The organism is Sinomicrobium soli (genome assembly GCF_003285545.1).
In the GTDB taxonomy this organism is placed as follows: Bacteria; Bacteroidota; Bacteroidia; order Flavobacteriales; family Flavobacteriaceae; genus Sinomicrobium.
In genome coordinates this window covers 214722-239402 of sequence record NZ_QLNV01000002.1, presented here as the reverse complement: position 1 = coordinate 239402, position 24681 = coordinate 214722, and the positions used below count along the sequence as shown (strand labels likewise).

Here is a 24681-nt window from a genome sequence, read left to right as displayed (position 1 = left end):
GCTCTTTTATTATTCCGGAAATTGCAGTTACCGTCGGGGGAGGATGAGATTCCGTCCGGCAATTGCACAATATTTTTACACTATGACATTTCAAGAAGCGCTTCTGGAGGGTATCCCGAAAAAATTACCTTCGGTAAAACCTTATGACCATACCGTAAACCATGCGCCCGGGCGAAAAGATATTCTCACTGCCAAGGAAAAGAAACTGGCCCTGCGCAATGCACTTCGCTATTTCGAACCCGAACACCACGCCGTACTATTACCTGAGTTTTCGCGGGAACTCGAAACATACGGCCGTATCTATATGTATCGCCTGAGACCGGATTACCCGATGTACGCCCGCCCGATAGGGGAATACCCTGCACGTTGCAGGCAGGCGGCGGCCATTATGCTGATGATCCAGAACAACCTGGACCCGGCAGTGGCCCAGCACCCTCATGAACTGATCACCTACGGGGGCAATGGCGCGGTATTCCAGAACTGGGCCCAGTACCGCCTCACCATGAAATACCTGGCTGAAATGACCGATGAACAGACCCTGGTCATGTATTCCGGGCACCCGATGGGCCTGTTTCCATCTCATAAGGAAGCTCCGAGGGTGGTAGTGACCAACGGGATGATGATCCCCAATTACTCCGCTCCCGACGACTGGGAGCGTTTCAATGCGCTGGGCGTTACCCAGTACGGACAGATGACGGCCGGCAGCTATATGTACATCGGACCCCAGGGCATTGTGCACGGAACTACCATCACCGTGATGAATGCCCTGAGGAAGATAGGAAAACAGCCGTCCGGCCGTGAAGAGGAGGGCACGGGGGCATTGTTCGTCACTTCCGGGCTGGGAGGAATGAGCGGGGCCCAGCCGAAGGCGGGCAGCATTGCGGGCTGTGTTACGGTTTGTGCGGAAGTAAACCCCAAGGCGGTACATACACGTCATTCCCAGGGATGGGTGGATGAGGTGACCGACGACCTTGAGATACTGGCAGTACGCGTAAGGAAGGCTGTTGCAGGGAAAGAAGTGGTTTCCATAGCCTACCAGGGGAATGTGGTCGATGTATGGGAGCATTTTGACCGGGAGGGGATCCGTATCGACCTCGGATCGGACCAGACCTCCCTCCATAACCCGTGGGCGGGAGGATACTACCCGGCAGGTATGGGTTTTGAGGAAGCCAACCGCATGATGGCCGGTGACCCGGAGGCGTTTAGGGAAAAGGTGCGGGAAAGCCTGCGAAGGCATGCAGAGGCGGTTAACCGTCATACCGCAGGAGGTACCTATTTCTTTGATTACGGCAATGCTTTTCTTCTCGAAGCGTCGAGAGCGGGGGCCGACGTATGGGCGCCCGGTGGCAGGGAGGCCGGTCCGGAAGAAAGGGAATTCCGTTATCCTTCCTATGTGCAGGATATTATGGGGCCCATGTGCTTCGACTACGGTTTCGGGCCTTTCCGCTGGGTATGTACCAGCGGAAAGGAGGAGGACCTCGCCCGTACCGATGCCCTGGCCTGTGAAGTTCTCGAGGCACTGAGAAGGGAATCGCCCGGGGAGATCCGGCAACAGATGGCCGACAATATCCGGTGGATACAGGGAGCCCGGGCCAATAAACTCGTGGTGGGATCGCAGGCGCGTATACTGTATGCCGATGCCGATGGGCGTATAGGGATAGCAAAGGCTTTTAACGATGCCATAGCCCGCGGGGAGATAGGGCCGGTAGTCCTGGGACGCGATCATCACGATGTGTCGGGGACCGATTCGCCGTACCGGGAGACCTCCAATATATACGACGGTTCGCGTTTTACGGCCGATATGGCCATTCACAACGTGATCGGCGACAGTTTCCGGGGTGCTACCTGGGTGAGTATCCACAACGGTGGAGGTGTAGGATGGGGTGAAGTGATAAACGGGGGCTTCGGCATGGTTCTTGATGGTACTGAAGAGGCCGGCCGCAGGCTTCGTTCCATGCTGTTCTGGGATGTGAATAACGGTATAGCCCGGAGAAGCTGGGCGAGAAATGAGGAGGCCGTGTTTGCAGCTAAAAGGGCCATGGATGCGGAACCCCTGCTGAAGGTCACCCTTCCCTACGGGGTAGACGACGACCTGCTGGAAGGGCTGTAGTTTTAACAAGCTGTTTGATGGGAAAACGGCCTGAAATTTGTATTTTAGATAGTTGCCTGAGATGGATGGATTTTTTGATCCGGATAACGGATTATCGCGTATATACAGTTCAATTAAAAAACAAGCCAAATGAAACCAATACGATTATTACCCTTAATGATCCTGGCCCTTGTTGCCGGATCCTGTGCCTCGGTAAGGGTGGCAGCAGATTATGACAGACAGGTAAATTTTGCACAGTACAGGACTTTCGCCTTTTTTAAGCCTGGCATCGATAAGGCGGAGATCTCCGACCTGGACAAGAAACGGATACTGAGGGCCATCGAGGCAGGACTGACAGCCAAAGGACTTACCAAATCCGATAACCCGGATATGCTGGTCAGTATATTTACTACCGAAAAAGAACGGGTCGATGTCTATAACAATTACGGCTGGGGCTGGGGCTGGAACCCATACTGGTGGGGCATGGCCTACCCGAATGTATCCACTTCAACGGAGGGCTCCCTCTTTATAGATTTTATCGATGCCGGCCGCAACGAACTGGTATGGCAGGGAAAAGGAACGGGCTACCTCACTTCGAGAATGGATAAGAAGGACGAACGCATCCGTGAATTTGTAAACAGCATTCTGGAGAAATACCCTCCGGGCATGGATGTGACGCAGCGGTAAGAGGTAATGTGTCAATGAGATAATGTGCCAATATGCCAATGAGATAATGTGTCAATGAGTCAAATCGGGAATGGGCTGAAGAAGGGATTGTGGAAAGGGTGATGGCTCCCGTAATTGTTGGTTATTTTAATCCTCTGTTGCAGTTTTGTTGTTTTTGGGTGGTTTTTACTGATAATATAGGTGTTTTTGGGTTAAAATATTATATTTATCGGTGAAAACTAAATATGATGACTTCAAAACGAAAATCAAAAGCGTACTGGAAGGAAAACGTACAATATCTTCTGGTCCTTCTTCTCATTTGGTTCCTGGTTTCTTACGGGGCGGGAATATTGTTCAGGGATGTACTCGATACCATCCGGATAGGCGGCTTTGAACTGGGCTTCTGGTTTGCCCAGCAGGGGTCGATGTATGTCTTCGTAGTGCTCATTTTTGTATATGTCCGCCTGATGAACGGGCTGGACAGGAAATACGGTTATGATGAGTAGTTTTTCCTCGATGAGCGTACAGGTCTGGACTTATATTTTCGTAGCGGTATCGTTTGCACTCTATATCGGCATTGCAATATGGTCGCGTGCAGGGTCTACCAAAGAATTCTATGTTGCGGGCGGCGGGGTTTCTCCCCTGGCGAACGGGATGGCTACCGCGGCCGACTGGATGTCTGCCGCTTCTTTTATTTCCATGGCAGGCATTATTTCCTTTATGGGATACGACGGGGCTGTTTACCTTATGGGCTGGACGGGAGGATATGTGCTGCTGGCCCTGCTCCTGGCACCGTACCTTCGCAAGTTCGGAAAATTTACGGTGCCTGATTTTATCGGCGACCGCTATTATTCGGGTACGGCGCGTATCGTGGCGGTTTTATGTGCACTTATAGTATCCTTTACTTATGTAGCCGGGCAGATGCGCGGAGTGGGGGTGGTATTTTCACGTTTTCTGGAAGTCGATATCAATACGGGGGTGGTTATAGGCATGGTGATCGTTCTTTTTTATGCCGTTCTTGGAGGCATGAAAGGGATTACCTATACCCAGGTGGCGCAGTACTGTGTGCTGATCTTCGCATTTATGGTGCCGGCTATCTTTATTTCGATCCAGATGACAGGAAACCCGGTGCCCCAGCTGGGCATGGGAAGTACGCTTTCGGACGGATCGGGGGTATACCTGCTCGATAAGCTGAACGGGCTTTCGGAAGAGCTCGGTTTTGCCAGGTATACGGAAGGGAGCAAGAGCATGATAGATGTATTTGCCATTACGGTGGCCCTGATGGTAGGGACAGCCGGCCTGCCGCATGTCATAGTGCGGTTTTTTACCGTGCCCAGGGTCAGGGATGCCCGGAAATCGGCCGGCCTGGCCTTGTTGTTTATCGTTATCCTCTATTCTACGGCTCCTGCGGTATCGGCCTTCGCGCGGACCAACCTGATAGAGACGGTAAGCGGCAGGCCCTATTCGGAAATGCCGGAGTGGTTTACCAACTGGGAAACCACGGGACTATTGAATTTTACGGATAAGAACGGCGACGGGCATATACAGTATATAGCGGATAAGGAACACAACGAGCTGGATATTGACAACGATATCATGGTCCTGGCCAATCCCGAAATAGCAAGGCTTCCCAATTGGGTCGTTGCCCTTGTTGCAGCGGGAGGGCTGGCCGCGGCGCTTTCTACGGCGGCGGGCTTACTCCTGGTCATTTCCACGTCGGTAGCCCATGATCTTGTCAAGAAGCAGCTCAAACCCGGGATGTCTGAAAAGAACGAGTTGTGGGTGGCCCGGGGCAGTGCCGCCTGCGCCGTGATCATTGCGGCGTATTTCGGAATAAATCCGCCGGGATTTGTCGCTGCCGTGGTTGCCCTCGCTTTCGGACTGGCGGCTGCATCGTTTTTTCCGGCTATCATACTCGGTATCTTCTACAAGCGGATGAACAAGGAAGGGGCTGTCAGTGGTATGGTGACCGGGATATTGCTGATGCTGTTTTACATGATGAAGTTCAAGTTCGATCTCTTCGGAGGCGGAACGGAGGCAGACTGGTGGTTTGGCATATCTCCGGAAGGTTTCGGCATGGTGGCCATGCTGGTCAATTTTGCCGTGGCCCTCCTGGTCAGCCGTTTTACCCCGGCCCCGCCGGAGAACGTACAGGAGATCGTCGAAAACATACGTGTCCCGGGAGTAATACGTTCTGAATGACAGGGCTTTGTCATTCAGAGACCTAACGTTTAAGCAAGCGCATCAATGAAGATAACGTTTTAGTCTTCATTTATCAAATGTGATAAACCTACACATAACTCCTCCCTTCAGACGAAGGGAGGTGGCTCATCTTTGATGAGACGGAGGGTTTTGAAAGCCCGGATCATAAGGATAATCCCAAACCTTTGGGAATATACGCTAAAGTTCAGGCCGGTCAAAACTCCCCGGCCAGCATAGCTGCCCACCCCTCTTCATCTGAAGAGGGGAGTTTTTAAAATGGAGCAACTTACCATAGATACGTCGTGGGTACGGTAGGAGAACCCCGAAGGGCTCAACGCAGTTAAATCTTTTTTTAGCCGTTATGCTGTTGAAGATTCTTTGATCCGGGATAACCGCAATAAGATTTGGTTTTAAAAAATAGGGAAAAAGAGGATTTTAATTATATATTTGGTATATCTTACAGCGAACGACACATTAAATTTCTGAAAAAGCTTTAATATCCTGTAAAAAGCGGATATTGTTTTCGGATATTACTGTGTTTTTTTGTTGAAAATAATTACTGCTAACATACAACTATTAAAGAAAGGAAAAAAATTATGGGTGCTTACGAAATCAAGAGTCTGGAGCAATATTTCAAGGTATATAAAAAGTCGGTAAGGGAGCCGCGGAAGTTCTGGTCCAAGATCGCCGAAGATTTTGTATGGTATAAGAAATGGGACAAGGTGCTGGAGCACCGTCTTGAAGATGCGGAGGTAAAGTGGTTTGTAAACGGCAAGCTCAACATTACCAAAAACTGTATAGACCGGCACCTGGCCAAACGCGGAGACAAAACCGCCATCATTTTCGAACCTAACGATCCTAAGGAGGAAGCGCAGCATATCTCTTATAACGAACTCTACGTCAGGGTCTGTAAAATGGCTAACGTATTGCGCGACCAGGGCGTGAAAAAGGGTGATCGCGTATGTATCTACCTGCCCATGATCCCCGAGCTGGCGGTGGCTGTACTGGCCTGTGCGCGTATCGGGGCTATACATTCCGTGGTGTTTGCCGGGTTTTCCTCGACAGCACTTTCCACCCGGGTACGGGACTGCGGTTCCAAAGTGCTGATTACCTCCGACGGAGGGTTCAGGGGCAACAAGACCATCGATCTCAAGAGTATTGTAGACGAAGCCCTGGAGGACTGCCCCGAAATGGAAAGCGTACTGGTCGTAAAGCGTACGGGAGCCGGTATCGACATGAAAAAAGGCCGGGACATATGGTTGCAGCCGCTTCTCGAAGAGGCTTCGGGAGAGTCGATAGCAGAGGTTATGGATGCCGAGGACCCCTTGTTCATTCTCTATACGTCAGGGTCTACGGGAAGGCCGAAAGGGATGTTGCACACTACCGCCGGATATATGATATACACAGCCTATACCTTTAAAAATGTATTTCAGTACGAGGAGAAAGATGTCTTCTGGTGCACCGCCGATATCGGATGGGTTACGGGCCATTCCTATATTCTGTACGGTCCCCTGGCCAACGGGGCAACTACCGTGATGTTTGAAGGAGTGCCTTCATATCCTGATTTCGGAAGGTTCTGGGAGGTTGTGGACAAACATAAGGTGACCCAGTTTTATACGGCCCCGACGGCCATCAGGGCATTGGCGAAAGAGAGTACCGACTGGGTGACCAGGTATGACCTTTCGTCCCTCAAGGTGCTCGGATCTGTCGGAGAGCCGATCAACGAAGAAGCCTGGCACTGGTATAATGACCATGTAGGTAATAAGAAATGCCCGGTTGTCGACACCTGGTGGCAGACGGAAACAGGAGGGCTCATGATCTCCCCGGTAGCATTTGCCACTCCTACCAAACCTACCTATGCCACCCTTCCGTTGCCCGGTGTCCAGCCCGTTCTGATGGACGAGAAACGGAATGAGATCGAAAATAACCAGGTGGTGGGAAGTCTCTGCATCAAGTTTCCGTGGCCGGGTATGGCCAGGACGATCTGGGGCGACCACCGCAGGTATAAGGAAACTTATTTTTCCGCCTTTCCGGGAAAATATTTCAGCGGCGACGGGGCCCTGAGAGATGAAGTAGGGTACTACCGGATTACCGGGCGCGTAGACGATGTGGTCATTGTGTCCGGGCACAACCTGGGTACGGCCCCTATAGAAGATGCGATCAACGAACATCCGGCAGTCGCGGAATCTGCCATTGTAGGTTTTCCTCATGAAGTGAAGGGAAATGCACTGTGCGGATACATCATGCTGAAAGAGACCGGTGAAACGAGAAACAGGGAAAACCTTACCCGGGAGATCAACCAGCATATTTCAGAGCATATCGGCCCTATTGCCAAACTGGACAAGATACAGTTTGTCAATGGTCTCCCCAAAACGAGAAGCGGCAAGATCATGAGACGTATCCTCCGCAAGATCGCATCGGGAGATACCAGTAACCTCGGGGATACTTCTACCTTGCTGAACCCGGAAGTGGTTTCGGAGATCATCGACAGCGCGGTGTAAAACAACGGGTATGATAACCGTATTGCCCTTGCCCGTGATCACCGGGATTCCGGACTGAACAGGTCACGGGTCCTGACCGTACCCTTCTGTTTGAGCCTTGCGAGTATTTTAAGAAATACCAGGGCGGTGATATAGGCATCCCCGGCAGCGGTATGCCGGTCGTTCCTGGCAACGTTCAGCGTTTCGGCCAGTTCGTCCAGGGAATGGTTCTTGTTTCTGTCAATCAGGTTCGACATGATCCTTGCCCTGTTGTACAGGGTGGAAGTGTCGAGTACCCTGTTTTTCAGTTTGGGCAGCCCGAGGCGTTTGAGTGCATTGTTGAGCATGGTCAGGTCGAACCGGGCGTGGTGTGCAACCAGTACGGCATTTCCCGCATATTGTAAAAAAAGGCGAACGGCTTCTTCTTCGGAGATGCGGTTTGCCTGTTTTTCCTCGCGCAACAACCCGTGTATCTTTACGGTTTCCGGGTTGAAGGTTTCCTGCTTTACATACACCTCGAAAATATCGGATACGGAGATGGAGTTGTCGAGTACGGTTATGGCCCCGATGCTCAGGATGCGGTCGGACCTGTAATGGAGCCCTGTGGTTTCGGTGTCGAGTATCACAAAACGGGTGTCAGCTATATAGGGAGTGGTTTTTTCCCTGAAAAGCTGTTCGTAGGCGTTCCAGTATTCCGGAAGTGTTTCTTTTTTCTTTTTTTTGAACAGGCCGAACATATGCTTTTTTTAGGAGTATAATTTGTCACAGACCAGGACTGTCTTTTCGTTGTTCCTGTCTATGGTAAAGAAAATAAAACTTGTTCCCCCGTCCCTGATGCAGAACTTTTTGCGTAACTGTTCCACACTTTCGGGAAAATTCCGTGTGGTGATATGGGCCTTTTTATCTTTCCATGCAGTCCTGAGCAGCTTTTTGTCCTTGTACGGGATGATCTCCCTGATGCGAAAAGCCCTTCCGGGAAAATCGGGGATATGCTGTCCGGAGGTATAGAGGTGTGAGTGCCGGTGCAGGCTGGAAAAACCGGTTTTTGCGGAAAGCGACCGGAACCCTCCCGATTTCATGATGGCTGCATTGGGTTCGTACAGGAATGTTTGAGGGAGGTTGTGGCTTTCGGCAAGGATGTTTTCGCGCTCCCGGTCAAAACCGAATCGTTGTTCCCCGTTTGTGCTGTAGTTGATGGTATGTATATGACAGGGCCCGTTAAAATCCTTTTTCAGGACCCACAGCAGTTCCCTGACCTCGTTATTTACGGCTACAATGTGTATCTCACGGGTACCCGGAAGCTCCCGGAGCCCGCTGCTGATATCGAGCAGGGGCGATGTTTTGACCAGGATATTACCGGTATGGGCGAACAGTTGCGGCAGCAGGGAAGGGATATCGGGAGTACAGTCGCCGAGCATGAATACCTTGCCTTTGTGATCGTGTCTCCGGGAAGGGTCGGCATAGATCCAGTCATACCGGTGTCCTTCCCGGAGCAGGTAGTCCACGCCATTGCCTTCGACCGTAAGGATGTTGTCTGCCCCGAGGATACCGAAATTGTGGGTGGCAATGGCAGACAGTTCCCTGTTCATCTCACAATGGGTAACGCTTTCAAATTTCCGCGAGAAGTAATAGCAGTCCACTCCCAGTCCGCCTGTCAGGTCGATCAGTGTTTTTCCATCGGCCAGTCCGGCCTTGTACATGGCCGTTTTTTCTGAGGAAGACTGCTCCATAGACAGTCTGGGCGGGTAGTAGATGCCCATGCTGCCATACCAGGAGGGAAGTTTCTTCTGTGCCTTTTTCCGGGATTCCAGCTGTTGCATGATCTCGGGCATGGAGATCTCCCCGAAAGGGCTCTTTTTCAGGGAAAGGGAAGGGAGATCGGTATCGGTATTCCCGAAGATGAAATGTTGTACGTCCGGCTGTGTGATCTTGCTGTTCAATATCCTGTTTTTTGTATTCCGGCTCCCGGTATGTTCTCCCTGGAATGGCAACGCACGGTATTTGATACGTACCGCGCAGGCAGCTGCGGAACACGGGCGGAGTAAAATTAGCGATTTTTTTGCGCTTCGGACTTCGGGCGGATGGATAAGTTTTTATTATTTTTATATCCTAAATCTGTAAAAATGACCTGGATAAAATATTTACTTATGTGGATACTGTTTTTGTGCATGGGGCTTCTGGCTGCCGTTGCACAGGATCAGGAAAATACGGCTGTGGAATGGCTCAGCTGGGAGGAAGCCATAGCAAGGCAGCAAACGGATGAAACTCCCAGGAAGATCTTTGTCGATGTGTATACCGACTGGTGTGGGTGGTGCAAAAAAATGGATAAGGATACATTTTCGGATAAAGAAGTGGCAGAATACGTGAAGGACAAGTTTTATATGGTAAAGCTCGACGGGGAGGGCAAGGAGGAGATAACATATAACGGGCGGACCTTCAAATTTGTCCCTGCGGGCCGCAGGGGATATCACGAACTGGCTGCCGCCCTGCTCAACAACCGTCTCAGTTATCCCACCGGGGTGTTCCTCAATGAACGGCAGCAATTGCTCTTTCCCGTTCCGGGATACCACGATGCGGAGCGGTTTATGAAAGTGGCCCGGTATGTGGGAGAGAATATCTATGAAGACACTTCCTGGGACGATTATAATGCGGCGGTGAAATGATTGAATTGCCGTATGCTGAAGTGTATTGGGGTTATAGTTATTAAGTTATTAGGTTATTGAGTTATTAAGGTAACACAGATAGACTTAATAACCCAATAACCTAATATAACCGCCCATTTTTTCAGATATCTCAGACCACCTTTGTCTTTCCGGGAACGGCATGCGGATAGTAGCCGTCCTCTCCCGGAAGCACTTTTGGCATGGCATCCCAGTCCAGGGTATCGGGTTTCAGGCTGATCGGTGAGTTCAGCGCTTCTTCCCAGCTGATAATCTTCCCCGAATAGGTGGCATATCGTCCCATGATGGCCGTCATGGTGCTTTTGGCAGCGTTTTCGGCATCGGCAAACTTGTATTCCCCTTTTACGATGGCCGCGAAGAGTTCATCGTGTTCTTTCTGGTAGGGATTGGGATTGTTCTCCCCGTTGTGATTGTACAGTTCATTGCCTTTGGCATCCCAGATCACCCCGTGGTTTCCTGCATGCATGAAAGCACTTCCCGCAGTGCCGCGGAAGGCTTCGTCCACGCGGTTGTGTACGCCGGGAAAATGGCGGCATTCACTGTGGATCACAGTGCCGTCGTCATAGGTAAACAGTACGACATGGTGGTCATAGATCTCCCCGTTGTCCTTCCCGGTCCGGATAAGGCGTCCGCCGGTCCCTTCGGCTTTTACCGGGTAGCTGCCCTTGATCCAGTTGGCCACGTCGATATTGTGTACGTGCTGTTCCACGATATGATCGCCACACAGCCAGTTGAAGTAATACCAGTTACGCATCTGGTATTCCATTTCGGTCTGACCGGGCTGGCGTTCCCTTACCCATACGCCGCCGCCGTTCCAGAATACCTGTCCGCTTACGATCTCCCCGATGGCACCATCTTTTATCCTTCCTACCGTCTCTATGTAATTGTCCTGGTATCTTCGCTGTAACCCCACTACGACATTCAGTTTTTTTGCCCTGGCTTCTTCGGCTACGGCAAGCACTTTTCTGATACCGGGAGCATCCGTGGCCACCGGTTTTTCCATAAAGACCTGCTTGTCCTGTCTGACGGCTTCTTCAAAATGATCGGGACGGAATCCGGGAGGCGTGGCAAGGATCACGACATCGGCCTCCTTTATGGCTTCTTTGTACGCATCGAATCCGACAAATTTTCGCTCTTCCGGAACATCTACCTTTTCTTTTCCGAATTTTTTAAACAGTTTGGAGTAGCTGTCTTCCAGCTGGTCTTTAAAGGCATCGGCCATGGCGACAAGTTTAAGGTTGTGACCTGTGGCAAAAGCCTGGAAAGCAGCCCCCGTACCGCGGCCTCCGCAGCCTACCAGGGCTATTTTTATCACATCGCTTCCCGCAGCATAGGCCCCGGGTATGGAAAAGGAGCTCAGTACTGTTGCCCCGGCAGTGGCCAGGGCTGCGTTTTTCATAAAATCTCTCCGGGTATTGGAATCATACTGTTTCACACTAAATAAATTTAAGTTAAGTATTGGTATACGATTAAGTTGTTTCTTAAGGTTGTATCATCATTTACATAAACCCACCCCCGCTAATAATCTTCTATGGGTTCCTGGTTGTAATACGCTGTGATCTCCGCATCCGAAGGCGGGTTCAGGGGGCGAACCACCCTGATCCCCAGGAAAGGGGCTTCGGGAAACCACCAGTTGCTTTTCGGCATCTGCGGGTCGATCTGTTTCCAGTCCGGCGTAGAGGCAAAACGCCTTGCCGACCGGAGGTCACCGGCTTCGCTTTTATAGCTTCCACCCCGTACGGATCTCGGGTACAGCTCGGTAGCTTCTACCAGCGGATTGTTGTTGTTCTTCTTGTCCCGTTGTGTATAGGCATCGGCCACATACTGGTCGGCCGTCCATTCCATGACATTGCCCAGGATGTCGTACAGGCCCCAGGGGTTGGGTTGTTTTTTACCTACCGGGTGTGTTTTGTCTTCACTGTTCCCGGCATACCAGGCATAGTTGTCGAGTTTTTCGGGACTGTCACCGAAAAAATAGGTGCCGGAACTTCCCGCCCGGCAGGCGTATTCCCATTCCGCCTCGGTAGGGAGCCGGTAGAAAATACCTGTTTTGGCATATAGCCATTTGCAGAACTGAATGGCATTGTACTGGGTCATGCCGATGGCGGGCATATTTTCCTTGCCCATGCCGAAAGTCATGTCGAGGTAGGGTGTGGTGGGACGTGAAACGGCATCCACTTCTTCGGTGACCGCCTCGCCGCTCAGCGAAGCTTCGTAATCCTTGTTGAGAAACATTTCGTAAACATCCCAGGTCATCTCGTGGGTGCCCATCCAGAAAGGGTCAATATGTACAGGGTGCTGCGGGGACTCGTCGTCGCGTTGCGCACTTCCCATAGTAAAACTTCCCCCGGCAACGGGAGCCATTCCGAAGGATACCGATGTTCCGGGGATCTGCTGGCGATAGGCTTCAAAAGAAGGGTCTTCTCCCGTGCTGAAACTCAGGGAACCTATGATAAAAAAAACGGTAAGGACACCTCCCGGAAGGAGGGGGATACGGCTGCGTGTTTTTAACATGCTGTTTTTAATTGGTTGGGTATTTGTGTTATTTTCTGAATATTATGTAATAATCTTTAGCTTTTTTAAGAATTAACAATATTTAACAAAAAAACAGGGATTGTTAAGAGTTGTCGTGTTTGTATTACCCTGTAAAAAACGTGGTTATGCTGTTTTGAGCTTTTCCTGGAGTATCTTGATCTCATCCCTGAGCCTCGCCGCCTGCATAAAGTCGAGTTCCTTTGCTGCTTTTTCCATTTCCCTGCGTTTTTCCCTTATGGCCTTTTCCATTTTCTCTTTAGACTGGTAGGCGGCAGCGGGTTCTGCCGCCATCGGGAGGGTGGCAGACGCACTGTAATAGCTTTCTGCCCTGGCTGTTTTTCCGAGGCCGCTGTCAATCTTCTTGTTCAGTGCCTGTGGCGTGATGTTGTTCTCCTTGTTGTATGCGGTCTGTTTGTCCCTGCGATAACTGGTCTCATCGATGGTGCGCTGCATGCTGTCGGTAATCTTGTCTGCATACATAATGGCCTTTCCGTTGAGGTTCCTCGCCGCCCGGCCCACGGTTTGTGTCAGCGATCTCGCACTGCGGAGAAACCCTTCCTTGTCGGCATCGAGTATGGCTACGAGTGATACCTCGGGGAGGTCCAGCCCTTCCCTGAGGAGGTTGACCCCGATCAGGACATCGAACAGGCCCTTTCGCAGGTCCTGCATGATCTCCACCCTTTCGAGGGTATCCACATCACTGTGGATATAACGGCAGCGGATCCGTATACGGGTGAGGTATTTGGTGAGTTCCTCCGCCATTCTTTTGGTCAGGGTGGTCACCAGTACGCGTTCGTCCTTTTCAGCCCTGACCTGGATCTCCTCCACGAGGTCGTCGATCTGGTTTTTGCTGGGCCTGATCTCTATCAGGGGGTCCAGTAATCCCGTGGGGCGGATGACCTGCTCCACATATACCCCGTCACTTTTCTGCAGTTCGTAATCTGCCGGGGTGGCACTGACGTAGATGACCTGGTTTTGCAATGCTTCGAATTCCTCGAACTTCAGCGGCCTGTTATCCATGGCTGCCGGAAGCCTGAATCCGTATTCCACCAGGTTTTCCTTACGCGAACGGTCGCCTCCGTACATGGCGTGTACCTGGGGTATGGTCACGTGGCTTTCGTCTATAACCATGAGGTAATCGTCCGGGAAATAGTCCAGGAGACAGAAGGGGCGTGTACCCGCTTCCCGGCCGTCCAGGTATCTCGAATAGTTTTCAATGCCCGAACAATAGCCGAGTTCCCGGATCATTTCGAGGTCGAAGCTGGTGCGTTCTTCCAGCCTTTTGGCCTCGAGTGCCTTCCCCGTTTCCCGGAAATAGGCTACCTGTTTTACCAGGTCGTCCTGTATCTGCTTTATGGCATTCTGGAGTACATCGGGAGAAGTGACAAATATATTGGCCGGGTAGATATTGAGTTTTTCGTATTTTTCCAGCACCTGGTTGGTCACCGGGTCAAAGGCCTCGATCTCTTCTATTTCATCGCCGAAAAAGTGAATGCGATAGGCATTGTCGGCATATCCCGGAAAGACATCGACCGTATCCCCCTTGATCCTGAAATTTCCGTGAAGGAATTCGCCGGTGGTCCTGGAATAAAGGCTCTGTACCAGTTTATGCAGGAAGCTGGTGCGGGAGATCACCTGGTCGCGTTCGATAGGGATCACGTTCTTTTTGAATTCCGTAGGGTTACCGATACCGTAGAGACAGGATACGGAGGCCACCACCAGTACGTCCCGTCGCCCCGAAAGCAGGGAAGAAGTGGTGCTGAGCCTGAGTTTTTCGATCTCGTCATTTATGGAGAGGTCCTTTTCGATATAGGTCCCCGTTACGGGAATATAAGCCTCCGGCTGATAATAGTCGTAATAGGAGACAAAGTATTCCACCGCATTGTCCGGGAAAAACTGCTTGAATTCCGAATATAACTGTGCGGCCAGGGTCTTGTTATGTGCCAGTACCAGGGTAGGCCGCTGTACTTCCTGGATCACATTGGCTACGGTAAAGGTCTTTCCGGAACCCGTAACCCCCAGCAGGGTCTGGTACCTGTCATCGTCCGTAATGCCCGATACCAGCTGTTTTATGGCTTCCGGCTGGTCGCCCGTAGGCTTAAAGTCTGATTTTACCTGGAATTTCATGGGGATATGACTGGGTTGAGTTTTTAGTATATGGTTTTTTGTCGGAGGACCGAAGTCCGAAGCCGGAGCACGGAGTCTGCAACTTCCGACAGGTAAAGATACAAACAAAAGGAGAATTTTTATGGAGATAAAAAAACTTCCACCGGAAGCGGAAGTTTTTGGGGCTAAATCAAATATAATGCACTGAACAGGACTTTTATTCAGGGTGTCCTGACAATTATAGTGCTTAGATAACGTATGGCTTTCCTGTTTATTATGTGAAAAATAAAAAATAACGGTAGGGGAAAAAATATTCGTGTGTTTTTCGCCAATATCCTTTTGATAACGACAAAAGGTCCTGCGATATGATATATGTCATTTCCGGAGGAACAGGGTTCGTGCATCTTTGTAGCTTATTCTTATTAAAAAGCGATATACTTATGAGTAAGCAACCATTGCACTCTTTTCATATTCCCGTCATGGGGCTGGCATTTACGGTAGATACTCCTGTACGTGTGGCACAATATGGAATAGATTCGGTGATCTCCATTGTAGATGACGAACTTCTGGAACGTATGAATGCCTTTTACAGCGGAAAATTTCATCTCCCTTACCGGGAAACGACCAAGAAGATCCGGGATTACAGGGCCCGGAGAATTACCAATTACCTGAACCTCGTAGAGCAGATCGTGCAGCGGAAATTCAGGGCATTTAAACAGGAGCTGGCGGGAAACTCCCCGGTACGGGAGTACTTCTGCAGTTTACTTCCGGACAGCAGTTTGCTGAAAAGAAAGCTACAGGATTTTGCAGAAGGAGGAGTGGCATTGAAAGACCAGCTGCTCGAATACCTGGACCGTACCCTGAGCCCCGGTGCGATAGATGTGAATATAATGACCAAGGTCGACAAGGAGAATTTTGACCGGGGGGAGGTACTTCCCGTCGAGTTTAATGATGCACATGCTGCATTGCGGGGGTTTGCCGGGAGTACCCTGAGCTCCTCCCTGGTGCTTTCTGCGGGGATGAATCCGCGTTTATATTCTTATATCGCGGATTTTGAAGATTTTTTTCCGGATGTAAACGGTTCCCTGAAAAAGAAAATAGTCCTGAAAGTGAGTGATTTCCGTTCCGCCCAGGTGCAAAGCCGTTTTCTGGCACAAAAAGGGCTGTGGGTGTCGGAGTTCCGTATTGAATCCGGGCTTAACTGCGGGGGGCATGCCTTTGCGAGCGACGGGTATCTTCTCGGGCCTATCCTGGAAGAGTTCCGGCAAAAGAAAAACGAACTGGCCGCTGCGTCATACGAAACAATGTGTACGGCATTGCAGACTAAGGGGAAAACAGTACCGGGGGTACGGCCGGAACTCAGGGTTACCGTTCAGGGCGGTGTAGGGACTGCAGGGGAACACCGGTTCCTGCTGGAGCATTATCATGTAGACAGTGTCGGATGGGGATCGCCGTTTCTGCTGGTAAAAGAGGCTACCGCGGTAGATGCCGAAACCCGGAAACTCCTGGCGGGGGCCGGGGAAGAGGACCTGTATCTCAGTGAAATATCTCCCCTGGGGGTCTCGTTCAATACCGTAAAGAACACCACCAACCAGCAACTCCGGGATGCCCGGGTCGCAAAGAACAGGCCCGGTAGTTCCTGCCCTAAAAAGTACCTTGCCCTGCACACCTTTAACGGGGAGAAGCAGATCTGTATGGCATCGCGCAAATACCAGGAGGCACAGCTGAAAGCCCTGGACAGGGAAACATTTTCCCCGGAAGCGTACCAGGAGGAAAAGGACCGGATCACAGAAAAATCCTGCCTGTGTGTGGGGCTGGCCAATGCCGCCTACCTGGAACACGACCTCCCGGTGAAGGGGGAGGCCCAGGGCGTAGCCATCTGTCCCGGACCGAATATCGCCTATTTTGATAAACAGGCGACCCTACAGGAAATGACAGGGCATATTTACGGGAGGGAAAACCTCCTGGCTGCCGGCCATCGGCCCAACATGTTTATCAAGGAACTGGAACTGTACCTGGAAGCTTACGGGAAACTGGCCGGGGAAGAAAGTACGCAACCGTCCCCGGCGATACGTAAAAAACAAAAGAATTTCAGGAAAAACCTCCTGGAGGGGATTGCGTATTACGAACGTCTTTTTTCCGGTATGGATATTTCCGGGCAGGAGAAACAGAACGCCCTGGACCGGCTGGAAAATGCGAGACAGGTTGTGGACCTGTCCGGGACGGAGGCAATATCATAAAAAGAGAGCCCGGGGGGAGGAGATTATTCTTCAATATGACGAACAGTACCTTCAAAACCGATGGGGGCCCTCTGGGTGCTGTTGACGATCATATTGGTTTTTCTGTTGGCAAATATTTCCAGGGTGATATTATAGGACTCACTTCTCTGCCTGGCCTCGAAGGTGATGCGGTACAGTTTTTTGGAGTCTACATATTTTATATTCATTCCGGAAGCTTTCTGGTCGAATTTGATCCCGTTCCCGTCGGGGTCATACCCTCCTCCCATTCGCCTTTCCCCGAAGTAGGGGAGTTCGGCTTTTACCGAGTCGCCCCTGATCTCAAGGTAGTTGGAATTACCGATAAGGTTTACCCGTTGTATGTTGTTCTGGGGTCCCAGGATGTTGCCCAGTCTCATCATTGCCGTGGTGACCATGGGGTTGGCCCAGTCGCTTTCCACCCTGAATTCCCTGCTCCGTATAAGGCTGTCCAGGGCGGCCATATCCTGTGGAGCTGCACTTCGGGCTCCGCCACAACTGCTCAGGACTACCATGCCCAACAGCAGTAACACTCCGGAAAAACTAATAAAACGCTTCATCTGTAATGCGATTTTAAGGATATACAAGTTAGGGAATTATTTTTAGTTCTTAGTTCTTAGTTCTTAGTTGGTAGTTCTTAGTTTGGGCATGCCTGAATATGGTTCAAAGATTACATGTATGCAGTCAGCGGAACAACGACGGTGCTTTGTTGTTAAAGCGGTACCCCAGTCCCAGCATCAGGTAATTGGGTTCGTGAAAATCTTTCAGGTTATAACCGATATGCAGGAAAGAATTTCTGGTAGTCGCTATCTTGAGTGCAAATGTCTGATAGGTGCCCCGGAGATCCCCTCCCTTGTGCAGCACATTGCCCCCCAGCCCGATGCCGATGGTAAAGATGGGCATGATATATTCGGCCCTTGCCGACATGCCCAGTGCGAGTTGTTGATCTGCAGACGGCTTGAAAAACTTTTGCCCCGCGGCGGCCGAGTGATAGTTCCGGGTATACACATTCGCACTGCCATCGTATACGGCATCGAGGGAAAGCCCTGTACGGAACCGGTGGCTTAAATTATACATCGGGGCAAAATACAGGCCCAGAACGGGGTATTGATGTGGTGAAGGAACAGGTTGTCCCGAAACCTCCACCCCTTTTCTGCGCCAGGAGCCGAAAAGGACCAGGTCGTAGCTGATATGCCGCGGATACCGTTTCATTAACGATTCGGGTATGGACACTGCCGGTTCTGCAGCGGGTTGCCGTTTCCGGAAATCGTACAACATACCTATTTTCAGGCCAACCATGTTAAGTCCTGCATTCGGAAAAGTGGTATTGCCATTGGAAAAATGAGTAAAATCGATACCTGTGGCCAGGTCTGTATGCCGGGTCAGGGCCCACCGCAAATATATACCCGCGTTCAGATAGGCATTGGTTCCGGAGCCGATAGCGACATTGTAGGGGTTGCGTTCGAAGTGGTGTGGTTTCCACCCGGTTGATATGCCGAAATTCCATTCGTAATCCAGTGCAATACGGTCCCCGAGCCGGGCAATTTCCGAACGCTGAAAGAGATATATCGCTGTGGGGCGCCCCAATTCTTCCGGGTTGTCGAAACCATAGTGAGCTATTCCTATTCCCTGATAGGTATCCGGATACACTTTATCCCCCAAAGAACCGTCGGGAAACCGGAAAGCGTATTTCAGATGTCCTGACAAGGCCGTTCGGATGGGTTTTTGCCGAAGGTTTTCCCCCCTGTAAAACGGTGCTGTAGGTAATATATAGGCCGGCCGGAATTCTATACCCAAATGGTGTACAAACCGTCCGGGACCTTTGAGTTTTTGCACGATCTCGGTCTGAATGGTGTCCTGCGGCAACGCTTCGAAGGGAAGGGCAATTGCGTAAAGGCATGAAAACAATAAAAGCCTGATAGAAACCTTCACTTGTCAACGCTGCCTTATGTTACGGTCCCGTAAGGGTAAACGTTGTTTCGGATAATTGATGTGGGTGCTGAAAGAGATCCGGGTATTTCCTTCCGGTATGCGGATAGCGGAGGGGGAGTTTAGCTGTTGGTAAGTATGTCTTGCAGTACCCGGACAGGGTATTGCTGTGGTAAATTTCTTTGTTCTGTCCATTTTGTTTTTGAGGATATACAAGTTAGGGATTTTTCAGGTTCTTAAAAAACTCCTGTCAGCGGTTTGTTATCAATACCTATCTGCCTGTAATCAAAATCCAGTTTCTGTTGCAGCAGGGCAGCATATACACTGCGGAAATCCGTTTTGTGTTTCAGGTCGCCGTTGTCCAGGTCGGCCAGGTCCGGATTGTCGCCTATTACCTTTCCCCGGTTATTGCCCCCTATGATAAACATCGGGGCAGCGGTACCGTGATCCGTCCCTTTCCCGTTGTCCCGTACCCTTCTGCCGAATTCGGAAAAGATAACTACCGTAGTGTTTTGCAGCAGGCTTGAATGTTTCAGGTCCTTGTAAAAACCGTACACGGCATCATTGACCTGGGTAAGCTGCCTTGCATGCAGGCCTAACTGGTTATTATGGGTGTCGAACCCACTGATGGAAGTGTAGTAAACCTTGGTGTTGAGGTTACCTTTTATCAAACGCGCTATCCATTGCAGGTTCCTGCCGAGTTCTGTTTTGGGATAATCTCCCGGGGACGCCGATCTTTTCAGGGCCTGTTGTATCTGTTCCGAACCTTCCGTAACCGAATTTGCGATTTTCCTGGCAAAATCCAGTTGTGGCGTTTCGGAAAGCCGTGTTTGCCGTGCTTCTGTATTTTTATATTTGAACTGGTTCGGGTTCTTTACCGTAATGAAGTTGGGTTCGCCGGCGAGCAGTGCGAGGTTATCGGTATTATCAAGGTTGATCCCCGCCGTGGGATTGTGGTCCCGGCACTGCAGGTCCAGGTACCTTCCCAGCCATCCCTCGTTGAGGTATTTGTCGGCCGGCGAGGCGGTCTGCCAGATCTCCCTGCTCCTGAAATGCGAGCGGTTGGGATGGGGATATCCTACATTTTGTATTACGGTCAGATCGCCTTGTTGCTGTATTTTGGCAAACCCTTTCAGTGCGGGATGAAAGGCCATGCCCCGGTGTTTCCCGATCACCTTGTCCCTGGAAAGGCCGATAGCCGGTCTTGCTTCGTGGTACAGGGGGTCGTCGATGGGGATGTAGGTATTCAGCCCGTCATTCCCCCCGTTGAGCTGAATAAAGACAACGGATTGCTCCCCGGTAATCAGCTGTGGCCGTTTGCCGTATGAAAAAAGGAAATCGGGCAGGAGAAGTGCACCTCCTGTCAATGTCCCTGTTACCGATAAGAAATTACGTCTGTCCATCTTTATAAGCCTTTTAACGTGATACAAGTGCGGGTAGCCTTCCGGTTCAGATCAACTGGTATTCGGGGGTTTTGGCAATATAACGGAAAAGCCGGAGTACGGCTTTGTCCGCATTGGTTTTCTGCGGATCAAAATCATAGGTCAGAATGGTTTCCATATCGTTTTCCAGGGTATCGTTTACCTGGAACAGTGTACGGCCGGCGAGGTCTTTTATGATCTGTTTGTTATTGTCTTTCCGGTCCCAGTCCAGTGCCACGTCGATGCGCTTCATCCCGTTTCGTCCGGGGGCAATGGGATTGGCGGCATAGTATTTGCCCGTACTCAGGGCATCAGCCATCTTGTTTCGCTGCAGGAACAACTGGGAAGTAAGCCATGCGGCCCCCCCGTCCCATCCCTTTACATTGGGCTGGTTGAACAGGTCCATGCCCTGCCTGGCGAGAAAAACCGCTATGGTGGGGTTGTCTATGGCCCCGGCATGCAGTTCGTCCGTAAGTTGCAGCATATACACCAGGGGATCTTTTATCTTTCTTCCCGCATTGGGCTTGTCGTATTCTTCGGAGATCATCCGGGTGAAAAAGGGGGCGATCTCGAAGTCCACGCTTTTAAGGTAATCGCCATAATGTTTTACCAGTTCTTCCCCGGGCTCGTCGTAGACAAACCATTTCAGTATTTTTTCGGTGATAAAATAGGGCGTGTTTTCCTGCTCGAAAATAATATCCACGAGATCATCCGCCCGGAACCTTCCGGTTTTACCGAGATAGGTCACAGTTTCGTGGTACGCTGTTTTTTTGCGGTAGACCCCCTTGCCGTTGTCTCCGAACCCCAGGCCGGCAAGTGCCCTGGCGCCGTTTTTTATGTCCTCCTCACTGTAATTGCCGATACCGAGGGTAAAGAGTTCCAGTAACTCCCTGCTGAGGTTTTCATTGAATGCCCCGTTTTTGTTGTTGTGGTTGTCGAGGTATTTGAGCATGGCATTGGAACGGACGATCTGTTTGGTGAGCTCCCTGTAATTGCCAAAGGCATTTTCCCGGAGGATACGGTTGTGTTCGTATATCCAGTAATTCTCCTTTACTTTTCTCCAGGAGGCCACAAAGTGGTTATGCCAGAAACAGGTCATTTTTTCCCGCAGGGGATATTCGCTTTTCCGCATCCGGTCTACCCACCAGGTCTTCATTTTAAAAAAAACCTCTCTTTCCTTCTTCCGGAGCATTTGTCTTTCTTCCTGTGATGCCCCCTTGTTCCGTTTCTGGAATTCCCTGCGCTCCGCAAGGGTCTTCGGTTCGTCCGCAAGAAAACCGGGTAGGGTATCGGGATAGGGTGTATCATAGGTATCCTGAAGAAAACCTTTGATGCCCCTTTCCCTGATTTTCGCTGCCTCCCTGGTGCTAAATCCTAACCGTAACGCCCATAAATATTCTAATTGCATCGCTTATAGAGGAATATGTCCGGTTAAATTTAACCAAAAAAATGTTTTCTGCGGTATGGCGAACGGAGATTTTGATTTTGTTAACACGGTTTGGGAGGACAGGTATGAGGTACGGAGTCGGAAGTGCTGGAATTGCGAGTGGTCGTCCGAAGAGTGTTCTCTACCGGTTATTATCACGGTGAGTATAAGTTTTGGAATAACAGGGAATAGATTGTAGTATTTTGTATATTTATAATTGCCCCCCATATGAAAAAACAATACAGAAAAATTAAAAGAATTGTCCCCGTATTAAAAATCCGGTCGTCATCAGGATGAACTTTAAAAAATGATCAAAATGAAAGAATTCGCATTAATTTTCAGACTAAGGGACATTGCCGATTTCAAACCCTCGCCCGAACAAATGCAGGAACGGATGAATTGGTTAGGCAGCATTGCCGCACAAAACAAATTGGCGGACAAGGGAAACACGCTTTTGCCAGTTCCCGGAAGTGCAAAAACCGTAAAACCGAACAATGTGGTAACGGATGGGCCTTATACCGAGATCAAGGAGTTTATAAGCGGTTATATCGTTGTTAAAGCCGAAAACATTGATGAAGCGGTGGAAATCGCAAAAGCCAATCCGATTTTCGGCCAGGTTGGCGGAAATATAGAAGTTCGCGAAGTTTTAAAACGGGATTGATATTTGAAAGAAACAAGATCATATAACGAACTTTTACCGCATTTGTTCCGGCAGGAATATGCTAAAATGACGGCTGTTTTATGCCGTCATTTTGGTTTAAGGCATATTGAAATTGCCGAAGATATTGCCAGCGACACTTTTCTGAAAGCGTCCGAACACTGGGCAATCAACGGGATTCCCGAAAACCCGGCTGCCTGGCTTTATACTGTTGCCAGGAACAAGGCAAAGGATTATTTCAAACATATTTCTGTTTTTGAGACCAAAATCAGACATGGTTTAAAACCGGATAACCACAAATGGGAAAACGATTTTGAATTTCATGAAGAAATTATTTCCGACAGTCAGCTGGCAATGATTTTTGCCGTTTGCAATCCTGCCAATAATCCAGAAAGCCAGATTGCGCTGGCACTTCAAATCCTTTGTGGTTTTAGCGTGGAAGAAATTGCCAATGCGTTCCTGACAAAAACCGAAACTGTAAAAAAACGGCTGCAAAGGGCGAGAAATAATCTGCGCAATGATGATTTTCAGGTCGAAACATTGACCGGGCCGGAGATCCGATCTCGATCGGATACCGTTTTAAAAACATTGTACCTGTTGTTTAACGAAGGCTATTTTTCAAAATCAAACCATCAATTTATCCGAAAAGAACTTTGCTCGGAAGCCGTAAGGCTGATTTTGATATTGACTGAAAATCCATTGACAAATACATCACAAACAAATGCTTTATTGGCGTTGATGTGTTTTCAGAGTTCACGGATTGAGGCCAGAATCAACGAAAAGGGTGAAGCTGTACTTTTTGACGAACAGGACCAGAACCGCTGGGACAAATCCCTGATCGAAAAAGGGAACTACTATTTGATAAATGCCACAAACGGAAACGAGATCTCGAAATATCATTTGGAAGCGGGAATTGCTTACTGGCATACGACAGATGACAAAAATAAATGGAGGAACATCCTGCAATTGTACAACCAGCTGATTTTAATTGAATATTCGCCCATAACTGCGTTGAACAGAACTTTTGCCTTCTCAAAAGTTTACGGACAGGAAAGGGCAATTTCTGAAGCGGAGCAGTTACACCTTATGGAGCACAATCAATATCACGGATTATTGGGCTATCTTTATACACCATCGAATATTCCCAAAGCAATTGAATATTACGAACAAGCCGTAAAACTGACGACATCGGAAACAGAAAAGCAAACCCTGAACCGGAAGATCGAACGACTGAAAAGAAAGGACGACGGGCAATACCGGTAACCGTTGCACAAGTCCGTAAATTTTAAACATGCAGCCCTTTTACCTGAAATTTTCCGGTTTATTTTTACTAAGAACTACCAACTAAGAACTACTAACTACAAATCCCTTCTTTTCAGCAGCGCGTAAGACCAATAGACAAACAGCGCGGTCCAGCCGAGTACGATAGCTATTTCATACCAGTGAACGCTGTAGTCCTTGGTAATGGTCTCGCCGATCTGGCTGGCTACGGTGCGTACGGCAGAAAGGCGGCTTCCGGGTTCCTTGATCAGGTTGCTCATGGCATTGAGCGGAAAGAAACGGGTAATGGCGGAAGCGGTGTCGGAATCGGATTGCGACCGGATGACAAGGTAAAAAATGCCTTCGAGGATCTGCCATAATACCAGGAAACCGAGTGCAAAGGCAGAGCGTTTTATAAGCATACCGAGAAAGAGGCAGAACGAGAAAAAACCTGTCAGTTTAACAAAGTAGGCCAGAAGGTACTCCAGGTCGGAGAAAATGATGGAAATTTCGTTGTAGTCGGAATATATCAGCCCCAGGATGAGGGATACTATAAAGACAAATACGGTTGAAATGGCGGCAAAACTGAGCACGATGAGAAATTTGGAATAGATAAATTCCCATTTGCTCAGGCCGTCTATCAGGTTCTGTTTTATGGTCTTGTTGCTGTATTCGTTGGCGGTCATGGACACGATGACAATGGCGAGAAAGAGTTTCAGCCAGCCGGCAACATAGGTGTTAAAATGCCAGATATAGGGAAAATTGAATATGCCCTGTTCCGCAACCTGGAAATGTACCTGCCCGAAATCGAAATTAATGGTGGCGATGAGGGCTATACAGAGCAGCAATACGAAATATGCGGTAATCAGCACCTTGCTGGACCGGTTGTTCCAGAGTTTTATGAATTCTATCTGTAATAGACGAAGCATTTTTTGTTAGTTTTTTAGTTCGTAGTTTTACTTTGCGATGGTCT

General features: G+C 49.7%; 19 protein-coding genes. 9 read left to right on the top strand and 10 right to left on the bottom strand.

Annotated features, from left to right (window positions below; translation table 11 throughout):
• Positions 1 to 82 precede the first annotated feature (82 nt).
• From DN748_RS03025 to acs, 5 genes are all read left to right on the top strand, one after another.
• Positions 83 to 2110: a urocanate hydratase gene (locus DN748_RS03025; protein WP_112370280.1), complete on the top strand. Its 2028-nt coding sequence runs from the start codon at positions 83 to 85 to the stop codon at positions 2108 to 2110.
• Between the two features lie 129 nt (positions 2111 to 2239).
• Positions 2240 to 2776: a DUF4136 domain-containing protein gene (locus tag DN748_RS03020; RefSeq protein WP_112370279.1), complete on the top strand. Its 537-nt coding sequence runs from the start codon at positions 2240 to 2242 to the stop codon at positions 2774 to 2776.
• Positions 2777 to 3000: 224 nt separating this feature from the next.
• Entirely contained in the window at positions 3001 to 3261 is a 261-nt protein-coding gene (locus tag DN748_RS03015; RefSeq protein ID WP_112370278.1) for a DUF4212 domain-containing protein, read from the top strand.
• A gap of 10 nt (positions 3262 to 3271) precedes the next feature.
• The gene (locus DN748_RS03010) at positions 3272 to 4957 is read left to right on the top strand and encodes a sodium:solute symporter family protein (protein WP_112370277.1); all 1686 of its coding nucleotides are present in this window, start codon (positions 3272 to 3274) and stop codon (positions 4955 to 4957) included.
• Between the two features lie 596 nt (positions 4958 to 5553).
• Positions 5554 to 7458, top strand: coding sequence for an acetate--CoA ligase (gene acs, locus DN748_RS03005; protein WP_112370276.1), 1905 nt, complete (start codon positions 5554 to 5556; stop codon positions 7456 to 7458).
• Between the two features lie 38 nt (positions 7459 to 7496).
• On the opposite strand, the gene DN748_RS03000 is transcribed toward acs, so the two are convergent.
• Positions 7497 to 8174: a 3'-5' exonuclease gene (locus tag DN748_RS03000; protein ID WP_112370275.1), complete on the bottom strand. Its 678-nt coding sequence runs from the start codon at positions 8172 to 8174 to the stop codon at positions 7497 to 7499.
• Positions 8175 to 8183: 9 nt separating this feature from the next.
• Positions 8184 to 9377, bottom strand: a complete 1194-nt coding sequence (locus DN748_RS02995; protein ID WP_112370465.1) for a class I SAM-dependent methyltransferase — start codon at positions 9375 to 9377, stop codon at positions 8184 to 8186.
• Between the two features lie 207 nt (positions 9378 to 9584).
• On the opposite strand from DN748_RS02995, the gene DN748_RS02990 reads away from it, so the two are divergent.
• The gene (locus DN748_RS02990) at positions 9585 to 10100 is read left to right on the top strand and encodes a thioredoxin family protein (protein WP_112370464.1); all 516 of its coding nucleotides are present in this window, start codon (positions 9585 to 9587) and stop codon (positions 10098 to 10100) included.
• 130 nt (positions 10101 to 10230) lie between these two features.
• On the opposite strand, the gene DN748_RS02985 is transcribed toward DN748_RS02990, so the two are convergent.
• From DN748_RS02985 to uvrB, 3 genes are all read right to left on the bottom strand, one after another.
• Entirely contained in the window at positions 10231 to 11553 is a 1323-nt protein-coding gene (locus DN748_RS02985) for a Gfo/Idh/MocA family protein (RefSeq protein WP_236636766.1), read from the bottom strand.
• A gap of 83 nt (positions 11554 to 11636) precedes the next feature.
• Positions 11637 to 12632: a formylglycine-generating enzyme family protein gene (locus DN748_RS02980; protein ID WP_112370274.1), complete on the bottom strand. Its 996-nt coding sequence runs from the start codon at positions 12630 to 12632 to the stop codon at positions 11637 to 11639.
• Positions 12633 to 12776: 144 nt separating this feature from the next.
• Positions 12777 to 14780 carry an excinuclease ABC subunit UvrB gene (gene uvrB / locus DN748_RS02975; RefSeq protein ID WP_112370273.1) on the bottom strand — a complete coding sequence of 668 codons (2004 nt, stop codon included), beginning with the start codon at positions 14778 to 14780 and terminating at the stop codon, positions 12777 to 12779.
• A 419-nt stretch (positions 14781 to 15199) separates the two neighbouring features.
• On the opposite strand from uvrB, the gene DN748_RS02970 reads away from it, so the two are divergent.
• A complete protein-coding gene (locus tag DN748_RS02970; RefSeq protein ID WP_112370272.1) occupies positions 15200 to 16999 on the top strand; it encodes a hypothetical protein in 1800 nt (599 codons plus the stop codon).
• 23 nt (positions 17000 to 17022) lie between these two features.
• Here DN748_RS02970 and DN748_RS02965 read toward each other — a convergent pair whose 3' ends face one another.
• The 4 genes from DN748_RS02965 to DN748_RS02945 form a co-directional block, all read right to left on the bottom strand.
• Positions 17023 to 17574 carry a DUF4251 domain-containing protein gene (locus DN748_RS02965; RefSeq protein WP_112370462.1) on the bottom strand — a complete coding sequence of 184 codons (552 nt, stop codon included), beginning with the start codon at positions 17572 to 17574 and terminating at the stop codon, positions 17023 to 17025.
• 124 nt (positions 17575 to 17698) lie between these two features.
• Positions 17699 to 18946, bottom strand: coding sequence for an acyloxyacyl hydrolase (locus tag DN748_RS02960; protein ID WP_112370271.1), 1248 nt, complete (start codon positions 18944 to 18946; stop codon positions 17699 to 17701).
• Positions 18947 to 19179: 233 nt separating this feature from the next.
• The gene (locus DN748_RS02950; RefSeq protein ID WP_112370269.1) at positions 19180 to 20346 is read right to left on the bottom strand and encodes a DUF1501 domain-containing protein; all 1167 of its coding nucleotides are present in this window, start codon (positions 20344 to 20346) and stop codon (positions 19180 to 19182) included.
• 46 nt (positions 20347 to 20392) lie between these two features.
• Entirely contained in the window at positions 20393 to 21772 is a 1380-nt protein-coding gene (locus tag DN748_RS02945) for a DUF1800 domain-containing protein (protein ID WP_112370268.1), read from the bottom strand.
• Between the two features lie 334 nt (positions 21773 to 22106).
• Here DN748_RS02945 and DN748_RS02940 point away from each other — a divergent pair, with 334 nt between their 5' ends.
• Both DN748_RS02940 and DN748_RS02935 read left to right on the top strand, forming a co-directional pair.
• A complete protein-coding gene (locus tag DN748_RS02940) occupies positions 22107 to 22451 on the top strand; it encodes a YciI family protein (protein WP_112370461.1) in 345 nt (114 codons plus the stop codon).
• Positions 22452 to 22454: 3 nt separating this feature from the next.
• A complete protein-coding gene (locus tag DN748_RS02935; protein ID WP_262511150.1) occupies positions 22455 to 23711 on the top strand; it encodes an RNA polymerase sigma factor in 1257 nt (418 codons plus the stop codon).
• Positions 23712 to 23806: 95 nt separating this feature from the next.
• On the opposite strand, the gene DN748_RS02930 is transcribed toward DN748_RS02935, so the two are convergent.
• Entirely contained in the window at positions 23807 to 24637 is an 831-nt protein-coding gene (locus tag DN748_RS02930; protein WP_112370267.1) for an ABC transporter permease, read from the bottom strand.
• Positions 24638 to 24681: the final 44 nt, after the last annotated feature.

Bases quoted from the DNA above. Each gene is read 5' to 3' on its own strand.
- DN748_RS03025 (WP_112370280.1), top strand. From the start codon at position 83: ATGACATTTCAAGAAGCGCTTCTGGAGGGTATCCCGAAAAAATTACCT.
- DN748_RS03020 (WP_112370279.1), top strand. From the start codon at position 2,240: ATGAAACCAATACGATTATTACCCTTAATGATCCTGGCCCTTGTTGCC.
- DN748_RS03015 (WP_112370278.1), top strand. From the start codon at position 3,001: ATGATGACTTCAAAACGAAAATCAAAAGCGTACTGGAAGGAAAACGTA.
- DN748_RS03010 (WP_112370277.1), top strand. From the start codon at position 3,272: ATGAGCGTACAGGTCTGGACTTATATTTTCGTAGCGGTATCGTTTGCA.
- acs (WP_112370276.1), top strand. From the start codon at position 5,554: ATGGGTGCTTACGAAATCAAGAGTCTGGAGCAATATTTCAAGGTATAT.
- DN748_RS03000 (WP_112370275.1), bottom strand. From the start codon at position 8,174: ATGTTCGGCCTGTTCAAAAAAAAGAAAAAAGAAACACTTCCGGAATAC.
- DN748_RS02990 (WP_112370464.1), top strand. From the start codon at position 9,585: ATGTGGATACTGTTTTTGTGCATGGGGCTTCTGGCTGCCGTTGCACAG.
- DN748_RS02980 (WP_112370274.1), bottom strand. From the start codon at position 12,632: ATGTTAAAAACACGCAGCCGTATCCCCCTCCTTCCGGGAGGTGTCCTT.
- uvrB (WP_112370273.1), bottom strand. From the start codon at position 14,780: ATGAAATTCCAGGTAAAATCAGACTTTAAGCCTACGGGCGACCAGCCG.
- DN748_RS02970 (WP_112370272.1), top strand. From the start codon at position 15,200: ATGAGTAAGCAACCATTGCACTCTTTTCATATTCCCGTCATGGGGCTG.
- DN748_RS02965 (WP_112370462.1), bottom strand. From the start codon at position 17,574: ATGAAGCGTTTTATTAGTTTTTCCGGAGTGTTACTGCTGTTGGGCATG.
- DN748_RS02950 (WP_112370269.1), bottom strand. From the start codon at position 20,346: ATGGACAGACGTAATTTCTTATCGGTAACAGGGACATTGACAGGAGGT.
- DN748_RS02945 (WP_112370268.1), bottom strand. From the start codon at position 21,772: ATGCAATTAGAATATTTATGGGCGTTACGGTTAGGATTTAGCACCAGG.
- DN748_RS02940 (WP_112370461.1), top strand. From the start codon at position 22,107: ATGAAAGAATTCGCATTAATTTTCAGACTAAGGGACATTGCCGATTTC.
- DN748_RS02930 (WP_112370267.1), bottom strand. From the start codon at position 24,637: ATGCTTCGTCTATTACAGATAGAATTCATAAAACTCTGGAACAACCGG.